The organism is Micromonospora sp. WMMD975, from assembly GCF_029581215.1.
Lineage (GTDB): Bacteria > Actinomycetota > Actinomycetes > Mycobacteriales > Micromonosporaceae > Micromonospora.
On record NZ_CP120739.1, the window covers coordinates 4,106,849 to 4,122,743 of the forward strand.

Annotated in this window: 13 protein-coding genes; 4 read left to right on the forward strand and 9 right to left on the reverse strand. The window is 74.3% G+C overall.

Annotated features, from left to right (window positions below):
* Window positions 1–155: 155 nt before the first annotated feature.
* From O7613_RS17760 to O7613_RS17780, 5 genes are all read right to left on the reverse strand, one after another.
* Complete coding sequence (locus O7613_RS17760; protein ID WP_282294563.1) at window positions 156–884, reverse strand: FAD:protein FMN transferase; 729 nt, start codon at window positions 882–884, stop codon at window positions 156–158.
* 103 nt (window positions 885–987) lie between these two features.
* Complete coding sequence (locus O7613_RS17765) at window positions 988–1,587, reverse strand: FMN-binding protein (protein ID WP_282289348.1); 600 nt, start codon at window positions 1,585–1,587, stop codon at window positions 988–990.
* A 13-nt stretch (window positions 1,588–1,600) separates the two neighbouring features.
* Entirely contained in the window at window positions 1,601–3,016 is a 1,416-nt protein-coding gene (locus O7613_RS17770) for a ferredoxin reductase family protein (protein ID WP_282289349.1), read from the reverse strand.
* On the reverse strand, window positions 3,013–4,386 hold the full coding sequence (locus O7613_RS17775) for a DUF1501 domain-containing protein (RefSeq protein WP_281590154.1): 1,374 nt from the start codon (window positions 4,384–4,386) through the stop codon (window positions 3,013–3,015). The genes O7613_RS17770 and O7613_RS17775 overlap by 4 nt, the downstream gene beginning before the upstream one ends.
* Before the next feature lie 14 nt (window positions 4,387–4,400).
* The gene (locus tag O7613_RS17780) at window positions 4,401–6,473 is read right to left on the reverse strand and encodes a DUF1800 domain-containing protein (protein ID WP_281587292.1); all 2,073 of its coding nucleotides are present in this window, start codon (window positions 6,471–6,473) and stop codon (window positions 4,401–4,403) included.
* Between the two features lie 503 nt (window positions 6,474–6,976).
* On the opposite strand from O7613_RS17780, the gene O7613_RS17785 reads away from it, so the two are divergent.
* Window positions 6,977–7,234 carry a DUF3040 domain-containing protein gene (locus O7613_RS17785; RefSeq protein ID WP_281587291.1) on the forward strand — a complete coding sequence of 86 codons (258 nt, stop codon included), beginning with the start codon at window positions 6,977–6,979 and terminating at the stop codon, window positions 7,232–7,234.
* A gap of 51 nt (window positions 7,235–7,285) precedes the next feature.
* Here O7613_RS17785 and O7613_RS17790 read toward each other — a convergent pair whose 3' ends face one another.
* Window positions 7,286–8,308 (reverse strand): SWIM zinc finger family protein, encoded by a 1,023-nt coding sequence (locus tag O7613_RS17790; protein ID WP_282289350.1) that lies wholly within the window; start codon window positions 8,306–8,308, stop codon window positions 7,286–7,288.
* Window positions 8,305–11,595, reverse strand: coding sequence for a DEAD/DEAH box helicase (locus tag O7613_RS17795; protein WP_282289351.1), 3,291 nt, complete (start codon window positions 11,593–11,595; stop codon window positions 8,305–8,307). The genes O7613_RS17790 and O7613_RS17795 overlap by 4 nt, the downstream gene beginning before the upstream one ends.
* Window positions 11,596–11,660: 65 nt before the next feature.
* Here O7613_RS17795 and O7613_RS17800 point away from each other — a divergent pair, with 65 nt between their 5' ends.
* Window positions 11,661–12,521 carry a carbohydrate kinase family protein gene (locus tag O7613_RS17800; RefSeq protein WP_282289352.1) on the forward strand — a complete coding sequence of 287 codons (861 nt, stop codon included), beginning with the start codon at window positions 11,661–11,663 and terminating at the stop codon, window positions 12,519–12,521.
* Between the two features lie 3 nt (window positions 12,522–12,524).
* On the opposite strand, the gene O7613_RS17805 is transcribed toward O7613_RS17800, so the two are convergent.
* Window positions 12,525–13,046, reverse strand: a complete 522-nt coding sequence (locus tag O7613_RS17805; RefSeq protein WP_282289353.1) for a DinB family protein — start codon at window positions 13,044–13,046, stop codon at window positions 12,525–12,527.
* A gap of 82 nt (window positions 13,047–13,128) precedes the next feature.
* Here O7613_RS17805 and O7613_RS17810 point away from each other — a divergent pair, with 82 nt between their 5' ends.
* On the forward strand, window positions 13,129–13,335 hold the full coding sequence (locus O7613_RS17810; protein WP_281587286.1) for a hypothetical protein: 207 nt from the start codon (window positions 13,129–13,131) through the stop codon (window positions 13,333–13,335).
* Window positions 13,336–13,399: 64 nt separating this feature from the next.
* Here O7613_RS17810 and O7613_RS17815 read toward each other — a convergent pair whose 3' ends face one another.
* Entirely contained in the window at window positions 13,400–14,545 is a 1,146-nt protein-coding gene (locus O7613_RS17815) for a polysaccharide pyruvyl transferase family protein (RefSeq protein ID WP_281587285.1), read from the reverse strand.
* A 216-nt stretch (window positions 14,546–14,761) separates the two neighbouring features.
* Here O7613_RS17815 and O7613_RS17820 point away from each other — a divergent pair, with 216 nt between their 5' ends.
* On the forward strand, window positions 14,762–15,700 hold the full coding sequence (locus O7613_RS17820) for a phosphotransferase (protein WP_282289354.1): 939 nt from the start codon (window positions 14,762–14,764) through the stop codon (window positions 15,698–15,700).
* Window positions 15,701–15,895 lie beyond the last annotated feature (195 nt).

Genomic DNA, 15,895 nt, shown 5'->3' on the forward strand with positions numbered 1-15,895 from the left:
GCCCCCGCCCCGCCATCCTCCACCGCCCCCTCCGCTGACTGCACCCCGCTCCCGCCCCGCCCCGCTGATCAAGGAGTTTGCGTCACCCATACCGACCACACCCGACACAAACTCCTTGATCACCGCCGGGAAGGGTGGGGTGGGTGGGTGAGGGGTTACGGGGTTACGGGGAGGGTGCGGGAGTGGTGGAGGCGGGAGTCGTCCGTGATCGCGGCGTGCTGCCACGGGGCGGGCAAGCCGTCCAGGTAGGTGAGGCCGGTGGGGGCGCCCATCGCGACGGCGGCCGTCGCGTACGCGTCCGCCTCGCCCAGGTCGGGACCGACCACGGTGACCGAACGCAGGCCGACCGCGGGCGTACCCCGGCGCGGGTCGAGCACGTGGTGCCCGCGCTCGTACACCCCGGAGGTGGCGACCGCGAGGTCGGTGCCGGTCAGCACCAGGCAGGTGGCCGCCGGCTCCCAGGGATGGCGCACGCCGATCCGCCAGGGCGCACCGGCGGCCGAGTGGCCGCGTACCCGGACGTCGCCGCCGGCGTTCACGCAGTGGTTCGGGGCACCGGCTGCCACCAGCCGGTCCGAGGCGACCTGCGCCGCCCAGCCCTTCACGTAACCGGACGGGTCCAGCCGGCCGGTCGCGTACGCGTCGAAGTAGCCGTCGGTGGCCGTCCACAGGTCGGCGCAGCGTTCCAGCACGGCCCGCAGGTCGGCGGACGCCTCGGCCAGCGGCAGCTCGCCCCGGTCCAGCCGGCACACCTCGCTGTCGTCCCGGTAGGTGCTGAACCGCGCGTCGACCTCGCTCATCCAGTCGAACGTGTGCGCGGCCAGCTCGCGCAGGGTGGCGGCGGGCAGGTCGTCGGCCAGGTCGAGGCTGATCGCCGTACCCATGATGTGCTCGACCCGGCGCAGGCCGGGCCGGGCAGCGGCAGCGCCACCGCCGCCGTCGGCAGCGGCGTCGGCAGCAGCGGCGGCGGCGGCGGCGGTCAAACCGTCACGCCTTGTCGATCGCGGCCTGGAGCGACTGCTTGTAGGCGGTGCTGGTGTAGGTGGCGCCGGAGACGGTGCTCAGGTTGGCGCTCTGCTTGGCCACCACCTCGCCGGAGCTGCCGCTGTAGCGGGCCTGCACGTCGTCGCTGCGCTGACCGGACTGCCCGCCGAGCGGCATGCCCGTCGCGGTGGCGTCGACGATCCGGCTGCCGCTGAGCGTGATCCGGACCTGGAGCGAGCCGTACTCGTAGCTGACCGACGACCCGGTGACCGTGCGCGTGGTGGGCTTCGGGGCCTTGGTGGTGGTTTTCGGCGCGGCCGGCGCGGTGCTGGTCCGGGTGCCGCCTCGGCTGGCCGGCTTCCGTTCGGCCGAGGGGGTGGCGCTCGGCTTCGCGGACGGCTTCGTCGACGAGCCGGGCGACGCGGAGACGCTGGGCACGGCGGTGGCGCCGCCGGGCGCGGGCGTACCGCCCGGGGTGGCCGGGGCAAGCGCGGCCGGCACGTCACCGGCGGTGGCCGGCCCGGCGCCCGGGCCGCCCTTGAGCACCACCAGCGCGGTGGTGCCGGCGGCCAGTCCGGTGATCGCGAGGAGCGCGCGACGCATGGTGGATGCCTTCCTACAGCTCGAACGCGGTGAGGTGGATCTGGCGGCGGGGCACGCCCGCCGCCCGCAACACCCTGACGGACTCGTCGACCAGGCCGCTCGGCCCGCACAGGTAGACGTCGCGGCGGGTCAGGTCCGGGACCAGCCGGCGCAGCCCCTCCGGGTTCATCACCTGGCGCGGCCCTGGGTCGTCGCGGCGGCCGATGACGTACCAGACCGAGGTCTGCCGGGCCTGGGCGAGCCAGTCCAGCTCCCGGTGCAGCAGCACGTCGGCGGGCTGGCGTGCGCGGTAGATGAGCGCCGCGCCCGGCGGCAGTTCCTCAAGCATCGCCCGCAACGGCGCGATGCCGCTGCCACCGGCGATGAGCAGGGCCCGCTCGCGGGTGCGGTGCGCGGCGGTGACCGTGCCGAACGGGCCCTCGGCCCAGGCCCGGGTGCCCGGGGTGAGGTCCCGCAGCTCGGCGGTGTGCTTGCCGACGACCTTCACGGTGAGCCGCAGCCACCGGCCGTTGGCCGCCGCGGAGACCGAGAACGGGTGCGACTCCATCCAGCAGCCGGGGTTGAGGAAACGCCAGCGGAAGTACTGGCCGCCGAGCAGGTCGATCTGGTTGAGCCGGTGCCCGGTCAGGTAGATCGAGATGGTGTCCGGGCTCTCCGCCACCACGTCCGCCACCCGCAGCCGGTGCCGCAGGTTGAACGCAAGCGGCGCGATCACCCGGCCCCACAGCAGCGCGGCCACCACCAGCAGGTACGCGCCGATCCAGCCGAGGCGCACCGGGCCGGGCTCGTAGAGCTGGGCGCCGTTGCTGAACTGGTGCGCGTAGCCGAGCAGCAGCGCGAGATAGCTGGTCAGGTGCAGGACGTACCAGAGTTCGTAGGGCAGCCGGCGGCGCACGCCGCGGACCGCGGTGAACCCGACGAGCACCAGGACGCCTGCTGCCGCGAACGCGGAGAGCATGTCCTCGTAGTCGGTCAGCAGCGCGCCGACCTCGCCGAACACGGAGTTGCGTTCCTGCCGGGCGTAGCCCACCACCAGCAGGGACATGTGGGTGAGCACCGCCACCAGCAGCGTCGCGCCGACGTCCCGGTGCAGTCGGGAGATCCGCTCGCCGCCGAGCGTGCGTTCCAGCACGCCGAGCCGGCTCATCGCCAGCACCTGCACCAGCAGCAGGTAGCCGGCGATCAGGCCGGTGATCCGGCCGCCGGCGGTGAGCAGGTCGGCGGTGTCGGCGAGCGAGCCGGCCGGGGTGTCCAGCCACCACGGCAGCACGGCGGCGACCAGGCCGAGCCAGAAGGCCGCCGTCAGGACCCGCCGGCCGCCGGGTCCGCGGCGCGGCCGGCCCGGTGGTACGGGAGCAGCCGGACGGCCGCCGTACGGGGCGGGATGCCCGGTACGACGGCCGGCGGCGTGGGTGTCCTGGTATGTCACGCGTACATCTTGATCGGGGTGAACTTCTGCCGGGGGAAGACCTTGTCCACCTGGGCGGCGGTGAGGCCGAAGCGGCCCTGGGCCACCGATCCGTAGACGTTGAACATGTTGTTGTACTCCGGCACGTCGCCGCTGTCCAACTTGTCCAACCCGTTCCAGGTGCCGAGCAGCGAGCCGGTGAGCTTGCGCCCGGACAGCACGGTGACCACACCGCCGTGCCCGTGGTCGGTGCCGCCGCTGTTCGAGGCGACCCGCCGGCCGAACTCGCTGGACACCATGATCGTCACGTCGGACGCCTGGTCGCCCAGGTCGGTGAAGAACGCCGCCATGGCGTTGGCCAGCTCGTTGAGCCGCCGCCAGAGCTGGCCGCCCTGGGCGGTGCCCTGGTTTTCGTGGGTGTCGTAGCCGCCCATGCCGACGGTCGCCACCCGCACGTTCGCCCCGCCCTTGATGAGCTGGGCGAGCTGCTTGAACGCGTTGCCGACGCCCTCGTACTTGACGCCGGCCGCGGCGGCGTACGGCTTCGCGGCGAGCTTCTGCGCGGTGGCGAGCGCGCCCATGCCCTCGATGACCGCGTCCTCCACCGGGTGGTTGATCCCGGTGAACAGGCCGCGGATGGCCTTCTCGGTGGCCGCGCGGTACTTGTCGGCGCCGTTGAGCCGCAGCTCGCCGACGCTGTTGAGGGCGAGCGCGCCGTTCACGCCGACGAGCGACCGGGGCAGCGTGCTGCCGATGCCGACGCTGCGGAACGCGGTGCCCTTGCCGAGCGCGTCGACCAGGCTGTCCAGCCAGCCCCGGCCGCCGGTCTCGCCGGGCAGGCCGCCCAGGTTGCAGGCGTCGGCGGCCTGGAAGTGGCTGCGGGACAGCCGCGGGTCGGACACCGCCGGCACGAAGCCGAGCTGCCCGGCCTTGAGCCACTTCTCCAGCGGGGCGAACGCGCTCGTCAGCTTGAACCCACGGTCCAGGGCCAGCGAATCGTTGCCGAGCAGCAGGTCCGGGCGGGCTTTGCCGAGCACCGGGTCGCTGGCCGGCGCGACCAGGCTCAACCCGTCCAGCCCGCCGTAGAGGAAGACGTGGATCAGGGTGCCGGTCTTGGTCGCCGCGAACGACGCCGAGGTGGTGACGAACTGCGCGGTGGCGAGCGCGGTCGCGGTGGCCGCGGCGCCGGCCACGAAGGTACGCCGGGTGACGCCCCGGCCGTCCTGCTGGGCCTCCTCGACCTCCTCCAGCCGGCGGTACCGGTCAGTCTCGGCCGCGCTCTCGGCCGCGACGATGTCCGCCTCCGCGCGCAGCAGCGCTTCGGCCGGGTGGTCGGCCAGCCGCCGCAGGTCGGGGCATTCGGGGTGCAGGGGGTACGGGTTCACGGTCATCTCCATCGAATGCCTCACCGGAGGTGGTGCTGGGGGGACGCGAGGATCGTCCGCGCGACCGCGGCGATGGCCCCGTCGAAGGTGGCGTCGACCTTGGCGCCCTCGGACACCCCGGCCACGGCGAGCACGAGCTTCTTCTCCTTGGCGCTGAGCTTCTGGTGCACGAGCTTCTGGGCCAGCGCGTCCACGTACGCCCCGGCGGTCGTCGGCGGCTTCGCCACCAGCTTCTCCGGCTTGACGTAGGTGAACTGCTTGCGCCAGCCGCCGAGCAGGTCGCCTGCTTCGTTCCAGCCGTCGACCATGGTGCCGGCCGAGGTCCACGCCAGGTAGACGTCGGCGTAGCCGTCCGGGGTGGGCTTGCCCATCGGGTAGTGGCCCAGCTCGCGCAGCTTGTCCTGGATCTGCCGCAGGCCCTGGGCGAACGGCGTGCGCCGCTTGTCGCCCTCGAAGCCGGCGGTCGCGTCCGGCCCGACACCGAGCGACCGGTACGTGGCCACCAGGTACTCCATCGGGCGGCGCACCTTCTGGCCGACCGCGGCCCAGAACTCCGAGGAGCTGAACAGCGTCGCCAGCACCGGCCGGATGTTGCCCTTGTTCGTGGTGTACGCCTTGGCCAGCCGGTCCACGATCGACTTCGGCGGGGTGTCGGAGACGAACCGGGTGGCCAGGTTCTGCGCCACGTACTTCGCGGTGGACGGGTGCAGCGCGATGTACCTGATGTAGGAGTCGATCACCTTGTCGGCGACCTTCGGGTCGTTCGAGTTGTTGGCGTGGGTGAACCCGAGGATCTTCACCTTGCCCACGTAGTGCCGGTCGCCGAAGAACATGTACTTGCCGTCGGCGACGCCGCGCCCGGTCTGGAGCATGGCGGCCTGCCGCACGTCCTTCTCGGTGTAGCCGCCGTCGACGCCGACCGAGTACAGCTCCAGGTTCTCCCGGGCCAGGTTCTCGTTGATCGCGTCCTTGCGCGAGTCGACCTGGTTCAGATAGAGCAGCAGCGCCGGGTGCTTGTTCGCGGCGACCAGCATGTCCGGGTAGCTGCCGAGCGCGTGCTTGCGGATGACGTCCCGGTCGAACGCGTTGCGGTAGACCTCGCCGCCGTCGAAGTCGGCCGCCACGTGCAGGAAGTCGTTCCAGAAGTCGACCATCACCTCGAAGAGCTGGCGGTCGGACCAGATCTGCCGGGCGATGGTGGCGTCCACCGTCTCCCGCGCCGGGTCGACGCCGCGCTCGTTGAGCTGGTCCCGCTGGTCGCGGAGCTGCGTCGGGCTGAGCTTGAGCGAGGGCAGCTCGGACAGCTTCAGCTCGCCCTTCGTCGGGGCGATCTTCTCCGGCTCCAACTGCTGACGCAGCCAGTCGTCGATGCCGAGCTTCTTGATGTCGGCGATCACCTTCGGCGTCGGGCCGAACGTGGCCCGGCTGGCGAGGTGCCGGATCGGGTCCTTCGCGAGCACCGTCTTCACGGTCACCTCGGTCGCCGCGGCGGCTGCCGCCGGGCCGCCGAAGAGCCGGCCGCCGGTCGGGGCGTTGCGCTTGAGCGCCGCGCCCGCCCGGGAGCCCATGTAGCTCTCGTTCTGCTCGGTGTAGGTGCGCACCGTGCTGGGCTGCTGGCCGCTGGGCCGGGCCTGGGTGCCGTCGGTGGTCACCGTGCCGGTGGCGTCACCGGCCGCCGCGCCGTCGGTGAACAGGCCACGAAGCTGCGGGGACAGGGCCAGGGCCGCGCCACCGGCGACCACCGCCGCACCGCCGAGCGTGGCGAGGGCACGACGCCGGCCGCGACGCGGGGCGTCGTCCTCGTCGTCGTCGAAGTGGGGCAGTCCCGGGCCGGCCGGCGGCACGTACCCGCCCGCGGGCTGGGTGTAGCCGGGCCCGCCGGCCGCCGGCACGTACCCGCCGGCGGGCTGGGCGAAGCCGTTCGGTCCGACCCACTGCGGACCCGGGGCGGGCTGCGGCGCGGGGGCGGGGTGACCGCCGGCGTACGGCGCGGCAGGGTGCAGGTCGCGGTACCCGTCCGGGTGGGGGTGCTGGTATCCGTCCCAGCCGCGGTCGTCCCGGGGTCGACGCGGTGGCACGTTCAGGTCGGCCATGTACCTATCCCGTTTTCTTCGAGCGCCGGCACGCCTGCCACCCGGGGGTTGGGTGGGAGGGGCGGCGACGGTTGCCGGAGAGTTGTTACGGGAAAGTAGCCACGCCTCCGCCGCAGCTCAAGGCGACCCCGACCGGCTCGTGGGCGCACTTAAGACGGTGCTCAGGCCCCGGGGCGGCCCATCCCGGGCCCACACTCCGGCCGGCACCCCCCGGAGCAGGGCCAACCTGCCCGCCGACCGCCCGAACGCGCGGTTCAGCCCCGCATCGCCCATCCCACCCACGTTCAAGCCCTCAGGCAAACTTAAGACGCCGCTAAGCCCCTCCTACCCCTCCGCCCCGCACTCCCCCTCCCCGGCCATTCACGGAAAGAGTGCCTGTCCGCGCGCAAATGGCCACTCTTTCCGTGAAAGAGGGCGCATGCCGCGCGGGGCGGGGGGGCGTGAGAGGGCGGGAATTCGGGTATGCCGCCGAACCGCTGAAGCCGTGAGGGGAAGGCATCGCCATGCTCAGCCAAGAGGATCAGCGCAGGTTCGCACAGATCACCCGCCAGCTACGGGAGAGCGATCCGCGGTTCTTCGCCCGGTTGGACAACCGGGTCCGGGGCCGCCGCGGCCGGTACATGATGCTGCTGACAATCGTGCTGTGGGCCTCGCTGCCGGCGATGACCGTGCTTGCCGGGCGGTTGGCCGGGGCGATCTGCGCCATGGTGCTGGTCGCCAACGCCGCCGTGATGTGGCGCTTCCGCCGCCGCCTGATGTGAGCGTAAGGAGGGGCCCCCGCTTAACGCCTCCGGTATAGGAAGGGCCCCCGCTTAACCGTTCGGCAGGCGCCCGAACTCCCGGTACGCCCGGCGCAGCCGCTCGGTCAGGCCCGGACCGCCGATCTCCGGACCGGGCGGGGGCAACTGCCGCAGCAGCAACTCCGAGCCGGTGTCCAGAGTGGGCGGCCGGTCGGGCAGCGGCACCGGGGCGAGCCAGAACCGGTCCACCTCCGCCGCCGGGTCGACCGCCGGCAGCCCGGCCAGCACCCGCCCGGCGCCGGCCACCGGCGACGCCGCGACCGGCGGCCCACCAACCGAAGCCAGCTCCGCCGCGTCGCCGGCCGCCGCCGCAGTCCCGGCCGGCGCGACACCGGCCGCCGCAGTCCCGGCCGCCGCGGTACCGGCCGCCGCGACACCGGCCGGCGCGGCCAGGTCCGCCGAGGTCCCGGGCGGCGCGGCCGGAACCGTGCCGCCGGGGCGGACACCGCGCAGCGTACGCAGCCGGTCGAGCAGGTCGCCGCGGGACCGGCCGCGCCAGTGCAGCAACTGGAACGGGTCGGCGTCGAACGCCTCGGCCAACAGGTAGAAGGTCGCCGCCAGATGCTTGCACGGCACCGCGAAGTCGGGACAACCGCACCGCTGCGCCAGCTCGTCGACGTCGGCCGGGAACAGCGGCGCGCCCGCCTCGTCGAACAGCTCCTCCAACTCCGCCGGCAGGTCACCGGCGAGCAGCCGGGCGCTGAAGAACGCCTGCCCCGCCAGCTCCGCCTCCACCCGCCGCCAGACCTTCTCCGGGTACGCCGGAAGCCCGATCCGCACCGGGTACGGGCGCGGCCGGGACCCCTGCACCTCGGCGGTGACCAGCCCCGGCGAGACGTCCAGCCGGAGCACCTGGCCCCGGCGCGCGTACGCCCGGCCACGGGTCAGCCGGGAGCCGAGCGCGAACGACTCCAGCACCTCCAGGAAACGCCGGGACCACCAGGACTGCCCGATCGCGCCCCGGGTGCTGCGCGCCCGCAGTCCACCTTCGACCCGCCGCGGCGGCCCGAAGTCCTCGAAGCGTCCCGTGGTCACTCGACCACCGCCCCCGACTCCAACGTGAACAGTTCGCGCAGCGTGTCGGTGGACAGCTCGGTCACCCACTGCTCACCGCTGCCCACCACCGACCGGGCCAGGCTCCGCTTCTCGGCGATCATGGCGGCCACCTTCTCCTCCACCGTGCCGGCGCAGACGAACTTGCGTACCTGCACCCGCCGGCGCTGGCCGATGCGGAACGCCCGGTCGGTGGCCTGGTCCTCGACCGCCGGGTTCCACCAGCGGTCCACGTGCACCACGTGGTTGGCCGCGGTCAGGGTGAGCCCGGTGCCGCCGGCCTTCAGCGAGAGCACGAACAGCGGCGGCCCGTCCGGGGACTGGAACCGCGCCACCATGGCGTCCCGCTCGGCCTTGCCGACGCCGCCGTGCAAGAACACCACCTCCCTTCCGGTACGCGCCGAGAGGTGCCCGCGCAGCATCCCGCCGAATTCGGCGTACTGGCTGAACAGCAGCGCCTTCTCGCCCGCCGCGAGCACCTCGTCGACGATCTCGTCGAGGCGTTCCAGCTTGCCCGAGCGCCCGGCCAGGGCGGAGCCGTCGTGCAGCAGTTGGGCCGGGTGGTTGCAGACCTGCTTGAGCCGGGTCATGGTGGCCAGCACCAGCCCCCGGCGCTCGATCCCGTCACTGGACTCGATCTTCGCCATCATGTCGTCGACCACGGCCCGGTAGAGAGCGGCCTGCTCGGCGGTGAGGTTGCAGAGCACCTCCATTTCCAGCTTCTCCGGCAGGTCGGTGATGATCGACGGGTCGGTCTTGAGCCGGCGCAGCACGAACGGGCCGGTGACCCGGCGCAGCCGTTCGGCGACCTCGGCGTCGCCGTGCCGCTCGATCGGTTCGGCGAACCGCTTGCGGAACGTGGCGGCCGGGCCGAGCAGCCCCGGGTTGGCGAACTGCATGATGGACCAGAGGTCGGCGAGGCGGTTCTCCACCGGCGTACCCGTGACTGCGACCCGGTGCCGCGCGGGCAGTGACCGGACCGCCTCGGCCTGGCGGGTCGCGGCGTTCTTGATCGCCTGTGCCTCGTCCACCACCACCCGGTGCCAGTCGACGCCGGCCAGGTCGACGGCGTCCCGGGCGGCCACCGAGTAGGTGGTGAGCACCAGGTTCGCCGCTGCGACGGCGGCGGTGAACTCGTCGCCCCGGGCGCGCTCGGCGCCGTGGTGCACGTGCAGCCGCAGCTCCGGCGCGAACGTCGCGGCCTCCCGCTGCCAGTTGCCGACGAGCGACATCGGGCACACCAGCAGCGTGGGCCCGGCTTCCGGCGGGTCACCGGCGAGCAGCGCGAGCAGCTGCACGGTCTTGCCCAGCCCCATGTCGTCGGCGAGGATCCCGCCCAGGCCGAGCGACTGGAGGAAGGCCAGCCAGGCCAGCCCGCGCCGCTGGTACGGCCGCAGCGTCCCGACGAAGCCCGGCGGCGGGTCGGCCGGGGTGAGCCGCCGCTCCGCCTCCCCGGCGAGCAGCTCACCGAGCGCCCCGTCGGCGACCACGTCGAGCACCGGCAGCTCACCGCCGCGTTCCGCGCCGTCACGCTCCTCGCCGGAGAGTCCCATCCGCAGCAGGTCCGCCACGGTCAGCTCGCCCGACGAGCGGAGCAGCCGCAGCCCGGCCTCCAGCCGCTGCGGATCCAGCTCGACCCACCGGCCGCGCAGCCGCACCAGCGGCGACTTCAGGTCGGCGAGCGAGGCCAGCTCCTCGGCGGTAAGCGGCTGGTCGCCGAGGGCCACCTCCCAGCGGTAGTCGACGAGCGCGTCCAGCCCCAACGTGCCTGCGGTCGCGGCGACCGCGCCCGGGGCGCTGCGGCTGCGCGCCCGCAGCCGCGCGCCCAGGCGCGACGACGAGCGCCGCCACCAGGACGGCAGCAGCACCCCGAAACCGGCCGCGTGCAACACCGGCGCGCCCTCGCGCAGGAACCGGTGCGCGCCGTCGGCGTCCAGCTCCATTCCTTCAGGCGCGGCGGTACGCAGGGCGGCGTCCACCTCCGGCCACAGTCGGCTGGCGCGGCCCAGCTCGGCCAGGAGCGTCTCCTGCGGATCCACCCCGCGGGCGGCGAGCGCCGGTGCGGGCCGCTGCCAGATGTGCCCGGCGTCGACCACGAGCCCCGGCTCGTCGGCCGGGTGCAGGCCGAACTCCACCTGCCAGGCGCCGCCCTCGACCAGTTCGGCGACCGGGTCGGCGGCCGGCTCGACCAGGCGGAACGTGGCCCGTACCGCACCACCTGCGGCATCGCGCTGCCAGGCGTCCAACTCGGCGCCAAGCGTCGCCAGCGCGGCCGGGTCGGCGGTGACGACACGCTGCGGGCCGGTGAGCGCGGCCAACCAGCCCGGCACCGCGCCGACGGGGCGCATCCCCCGGGACAGCCGGGTGTCGGCCAGGGCCACCCGGGCGGCGGCGTCGACAAGCGCGTCGAGCGCCTCCGCCACCAGCTCACCCGCCCCGACGCCGTCCGCCCGCCCGGTCGCCCCTAGCAGATGCGTGGCACCCGCGCTGCCCGGCGGTTTGGGTGCGTCTGTTGTCGCCTGGGCAACAACAGATGCACCCGAAGCCGCCGGCTGCCACTCGCGGGCGGCGCGGGCCGCCGGGGGCAGGGCCAGCGCCAGGTCGCGGGCCCAGGCCGCGTCCGTGCCGGTGAGCAACGGCCGCCAGAGCGCCAGCGCGGTGGCCTCGTCCACCGTCCGCCGCCTCCGCCGGGAGGCAGGCGAGTGAGCGGCCACCGCGCCGGCCTCGCCCGCCGCCCGCCGCCCTCGCCCGTCCGCCGCCGAGTGATAAGCGGGGCCCCCTCCTATACCGGAGGCGTTAAGCGGGGCCCCCGCCTTACCGAGCAGGGTGGGGAGCAGGCGGCCACGGGTCACCAGGTCGGCGGCGAAGTCGGCTAACTCGGCCAGGTGCCGCAGGCTCGCCCCGATCGGGTCCGGGCGGGGCGCGCGCAGCAGCGCGTAGGCGTCGTCCGGGGCGTACGCCAGGGCGGGGACCCGCCAACCGGCGCGGGTGACCGGACCGCGGGCCGGGTCCGCGACGGCGGTCCGGACCAGCTCCGGCGAGTCCACCGGCGAGCCGGCGCGGGTGGGCAGGCCGAGCAGTACGGAGACCGGCTGACCGGACGTCGCGTCGAGCGCGGCGGCCAGCGTGGCGTGGTCGGCGGCGAAGGGGTGCGGCCGTTCGCGCGGGGCGCGGCCGGGCCGGCGGGGCGCCCGGGGCGGCAGCGTGCTGTCCTCGGCCCACAGGGCGAGCCCGGCGCCGGGCAGCCACAGCCCGTGGATGACCAGCACGTGCTCTCCCCCTCGACGACGCCCGGGGCAAGGATAGGCGGCCGGGCGTGGATATCGTCGGCGCCATGGTCGACCTTCTCGTGCTCGGCGGGCTGGGCGTGGACGTCCGCGCCCGGGTGCCCGCGCTGCCGCTGCCCGCCGCCGACTCGCTGACCGTGCCCCCGGTCGAGCTGCGGATCGGCAACACCGGCGCCGGGGTGGCGTTGGCCGCGCACGCGCTCGGCCTGCGGGTGACGCTCGTCGACGTGCTGGGCGCCGACCCGGCCGGCGACGTGGTGCGGGCGGCGCTGGCGCGTACCTCGGTGCGGACCGTGCTCGTGGACGCGCCGGCCGGCACCCGACGGTCGGTGAGCCTGGTCGACCCGGACGGCCGCCGGATGTCGCTCTACGACCCGCGGCCCTGGTCCGGTTCGGCGCCGTTCACCGACCGGGAGTTGGCCGCGCTCGTCGCCGAGGCGGCCCACGTCCACGTATCGATCATGGATTGGGCCCGGGACGCGCTGCCGGTGCTGCGCGGCGGGGCGTCGGTCTCCACCGACCTGCACGACTGGGACGGCGAGAACGACTACCATCGGCCGTTCGCCGAGGCCGCCGACCTGGTCTTCGTCAGCGGCGTCACGCTGGGTGAGCGGGCCGGCGCGGTGGTGGCCGGGCTGGCGCCGCGCACGGTGCTGGTCACCGGCGGGGCTGCCGGCGCCACGCTGTACGCCCCGGACACGCCGCCGGCGCACGTGCCGGCCGCCGCCCCGCCCGCGCCGGTCGTGGACACCAACGGCGCCGGGGACGCCTTCGCCGCCGGGCTGATCGCCGCCCGGCTGCGCGGCGCCGGCACGCGGGACGCGGCCCGGTACGCCGCCCGGGTGGCCGCCGCCGCGTGCGCCCACGACGGGATGGAATATCCGGACGGGCTGCTGCCCCGCGACTGACTCTCAGATCGCGCCGGTCTCGCCGTCGGTCAGCTCGCGCAGGATGTCGGCGTGCCCGGCGTGCCGGGCGGTCTCCTCGATCAGGTGCACGAGCACCCAGCGCAGCGACACCTCGCCGAGCTGCGGGTGCGGCACCACGTGGTCGAGGTCGAAGCGGGCGGCGATGGCCCGGGACCGGGCGCAGGCCGCTTCGTACGCCGCGGCGAGCGCCTCGACGGTGTCGTCGGGACCGAGCGTGTAGCTGGCGTCGGCGTCGGCCTGGGAGGTGAGGTAGACGTCGCCCGGCTCCGGCGCGAACAGCCGGGCGAACCAGTTGCCCTCGACCAGGGCGAGGTGTTTGAGCAGCCCGGCCAGGGTGGTCAGCGAGGGCACCAGCCGCCGGGCGGCGTCGGCGTCGGTGAGACCGCGCGCCTTGCGCAGCACGGTGGCGCGGTGGAAGTCGAGGAACGCGTCGAGGATCGCCCGTTCGTCGCCCGTGCGGGCGAGGACCGGGCCGAGCGTCGGATCGATCGTCGGGGTCGTCATCTCCGGACCCTAGTCGCCGGACCGGGCCGCCCGCTGCCCGCTATCCGCTGCGCGTGCCCTCCGCCCGGGGCAGGATGGTCGTATGGCTTCCTCGGTGCACATCCCACTGGTCGGCGGCGCGGCCGACGGCGAAACCGTCACGGTCGAGCTGGACGCCAACGGCCGCCCGCCGCTGACCCACCACCACCTGGGGCCGGGTGGGCTGGCCGAGGCGCAGATCTACGAGTTGGAGTCCGGGGACCGGCCGGAGCACGAGTGGGTCTACAGCTGGCGCGGCCCGGCGGCCTGACCGCGCCGGGCCACCGAGCCGCCTCGGCCGCTGGGTCGCCCGGGCCGCTGGGCGGTCGGAAGGCTCAGGCGGTTGGGGTCAGCGTGCGGGCCCGGATGCTGTCCAGCACGCTCCGCGTCACCTGCGAGGTGCCGCGCGCCTGGTCGCACACCTCCGCCACCCGGCGGGCGGTCTCGCCGGCCCGGGCCGCCCGCTCGTCCCAGAGCCGGTCCACCTCGGCCAGCAGCGGGCCCTCCACCTCCCGCTCCATGCCGCGCAGCGCCGGCACGCCGAGCCGCTGGGCCAGGTCGAAGACCTTTCCGGCGTACGGCAGCGGCAGGAACGGCGTGTTCATCATCGCCGCGAAGATCAGGAAGTGCAGCCGCATACCGACCGCGAGGTCGAAGTGGCGCATCAGGCCGAGGATCTGCGCCGGACGGTAGTCGCCGTGCAGGATCCGCCCCCGGTCCGCGGCGATCATGTGGGACAACACCCCGTGCGAGTGTCGGATGTCGTCGCGTTCCATCGGGACGAACAGCACATGCGCGTCGATGCGGTGCACCAGGAAGTCGCCGATCTGGGCGAGCAGCCGGTGGTAGCCGTCGACGTCGAGGCGTTCCGCGGCCCGCCCCGGCTCCCGCACGCTCAACCCGACCAGCCGGGAGCCCGCCGGCACGCCCTCCTCGCGCAGCCACTGCGCGGGGAACTCCTCCGGCGTGAGCAGGAACGCCGGGTCACCGGTGACGGTGATCGGGTTGACCAGACCGGCCTCCTCCAGCACCATCCGCGACTCCTGGTCGCGGACGGTCACCTCGACCGCCTGCGCCAGGGTCTCGCGCACCATGCCGGTGTCCACCCCGTCGGTGAGCGGGCCGACCCCGACCGCGTACGTGAGCAGCGGCAGACCCCGCTCCTGGGCGACCCGGACCACCCGCAGGTAGCGCCGGGCCTCCTTGTCGTAGAGGATCCCGCCACCGCCGAGGATGAGCAGGTCGAGCTGGTGGAGCACCTGCGAGGAGTCGACCCGGCTGACGCCCTCCCACGGCACCGCCTCGACGTCGGGGTGCGCCAGCGCGGTGTGCGCCGGGTTGCGGGAGAACACGATGATCCGCGCGTTCGGCTCGTGTTGGCGCAGATCGGCCAGGAGACCCGTGAGGATCGCCTCGTCGCCGAGGTTGCGTCCGCCGTACGAGCCGAGCACGCCGATGGTCAGTCCGGTGCGTTCCCGCATCCGTGGCTCCTTCCCCGGGGCGTCGCGGTGGCGTTCCCGCGTTCCCGGTCAGGTAACCCCGCCAAAGCACCCTTCAACCCCCAAAGTGCGCGGGTTAGGCGGGGGCCCTTGTTAACGCCTCCGGTAGAGAAGGGGCCCCCTCTCACCGCGAGGCGTTAATAGGGGCCCCCGCCTAACCCGGTTGCCCGGTGGGCGCGCGACACGCACGGTGGGACGGTGAGCAGTCAGTCGAAGATCCGCGTCCGCTGGCACGAGTTGCCGGCACACGTCCGTACCGCGGTCGAGGCCATCCTCGACGACCGGGTGGTGGCGGCGGAGTCGCAGCCGGGCGGCTTCTCCCCCGGCACCGCCGACCGGGTCCGCACCGCGCGCGGCGGGCGGGCCTTCGTGAAGGCGGTCAGCCCGGCGCAGAACGACCGCAGCCCGACCATGCACCGGGCCGAGGCCCGGATCGCCGCCGCGCTGCCCGCGCACGCGCCGACGCCCCGGCTGCTCGGCAGCCACGACGACGGCGACTGGATCGCGCTCGTCTACGCCGACGTCGAGGGCCGGCACCCGGTCACCCCGTGGGACGCCGGCGAGCTGGCCGCCGTACTGTCCACCCTGGAGTCGATGGCCGCGACGCTCACCCCGGCCCCCGCCGTCGCCACCGCCACCGCGACCGAGTCGCTCGCCCACGACTTCGCCGGCTGGCGCCGGATCGCCGCCGACCCGCCGGCCGACCTCGACCCGTGGGCCCGGGCGCACCTGCCCGAGCTGTGCGCCGCCGCCGACCGGGGCCTGGCCGCCCTGGCCGGCGACACCCTCTGCCACCTCGACGTCCGCGCGGACAACCTGCTGCTCGGCCCGGACGGCCGGGTCACCGTGGTCGACTGGCCCTGGGCCTGCCGCGGGCCGGCCTGGTTGGACACCCTGCTCGCCGTCGTCAACGTCCAGGTGCACGGCGGCCACGACCCGGACGCCCTACTGGCCACCCGGCCACTCACCGCGCGCGTCGACCCGGCCGACCTGACCGGGGCGCTGGCCGGCTTCACCGGCTTCTTCCTCGACGGCGCCCGGCAGCCGCCGCCGCCGGGCATCCCGACCGTCCGGGCGTTCCAGCGCCTACAGGCCGACGCGCTGCTGCCGTGGCTCGCCCGCCGACTGGGTCGATGAGGTCAAACCCGCTTCGGGTACGCGACGAAAGCGCGCCAGGACGCGAAGGTGAGCGTCGCGCCGCTTCGGGTGCGCGACGCGTCAGGACGCCGGCCCGAAGCTCAGCGCCGGGCGCTTTCGTATACGCGACGTCAGGACACCGGGCCGAAGGTCAGCGCCGGGCGCTTTCGTATACGCGACGTCAGGACACCGGGC

Bases quoted from the DNA above. Each gene is read 5' to 3' on its own strand.
- O7613_RS17760 (WP_282294563.1), bottom strand. From the start codon at position 884: ATGGGTACGGCGATCAGCCTCGACCTGGCCGACGACCTGCCCGCCGCC.
- O7613_RS17765 (WP_282289348.1), bottom strand. From the start codon at position 1,587: ATGCGTCGCGCGCTCCTCGCGATCACCGGACTGGCCGCCGGCACCACC.
- O7613_RS17775 (WP_281590154.1), bottom strand. From the start codon at position 4,386: ATGACCGTGAACCCGTACCCCCTGCACCCCGAATGCCCCGACCTGCGG.
- O7613_RS17780 (WP_281587292.1), bottom strand. From the start codon at position 6,473: ATGGCCGACCTGAACGTGCCACCGCGTCGACCCCGGGACGACCGCGGC.
- O7613_RS17785 (WP_281587291.1), top strand. From the start codon at position 6,977: ATGCTCAGCCAAGAGGATCAGCGCAGGTTCGCACAGATCACCCGCCAG.
- O7613_RS17800 (WP_282289352.1), top strand. From the start codon at position 11,661: ATGGTCGACCTTCTCGTGCTCGGCGGGCTGGGCGTGGACGTCCGCGCC.
- O7613_RS17805 (WP_282289353.1), bottom strand. From the start codon at position 13,046: ATGACGACCCCGACGATCGATCCGACGCTCGGCCCGGTCCTCGCCCGC.
- O7613_RS17810 (WP_281587286.1), top strand. From the start codon at position 13,129: ATGGCTTCCTCGGTGCACATCCCACTGGTCGGCGGCGCGGCCGACGGC.
- O7613_RS17815 (WP_281587285.1), bottom strand. From the start codon at position 14,545: ATGCGGGAACGCACCGGACTGACCATCGGCGTGCTCGGCTCGTACGGC.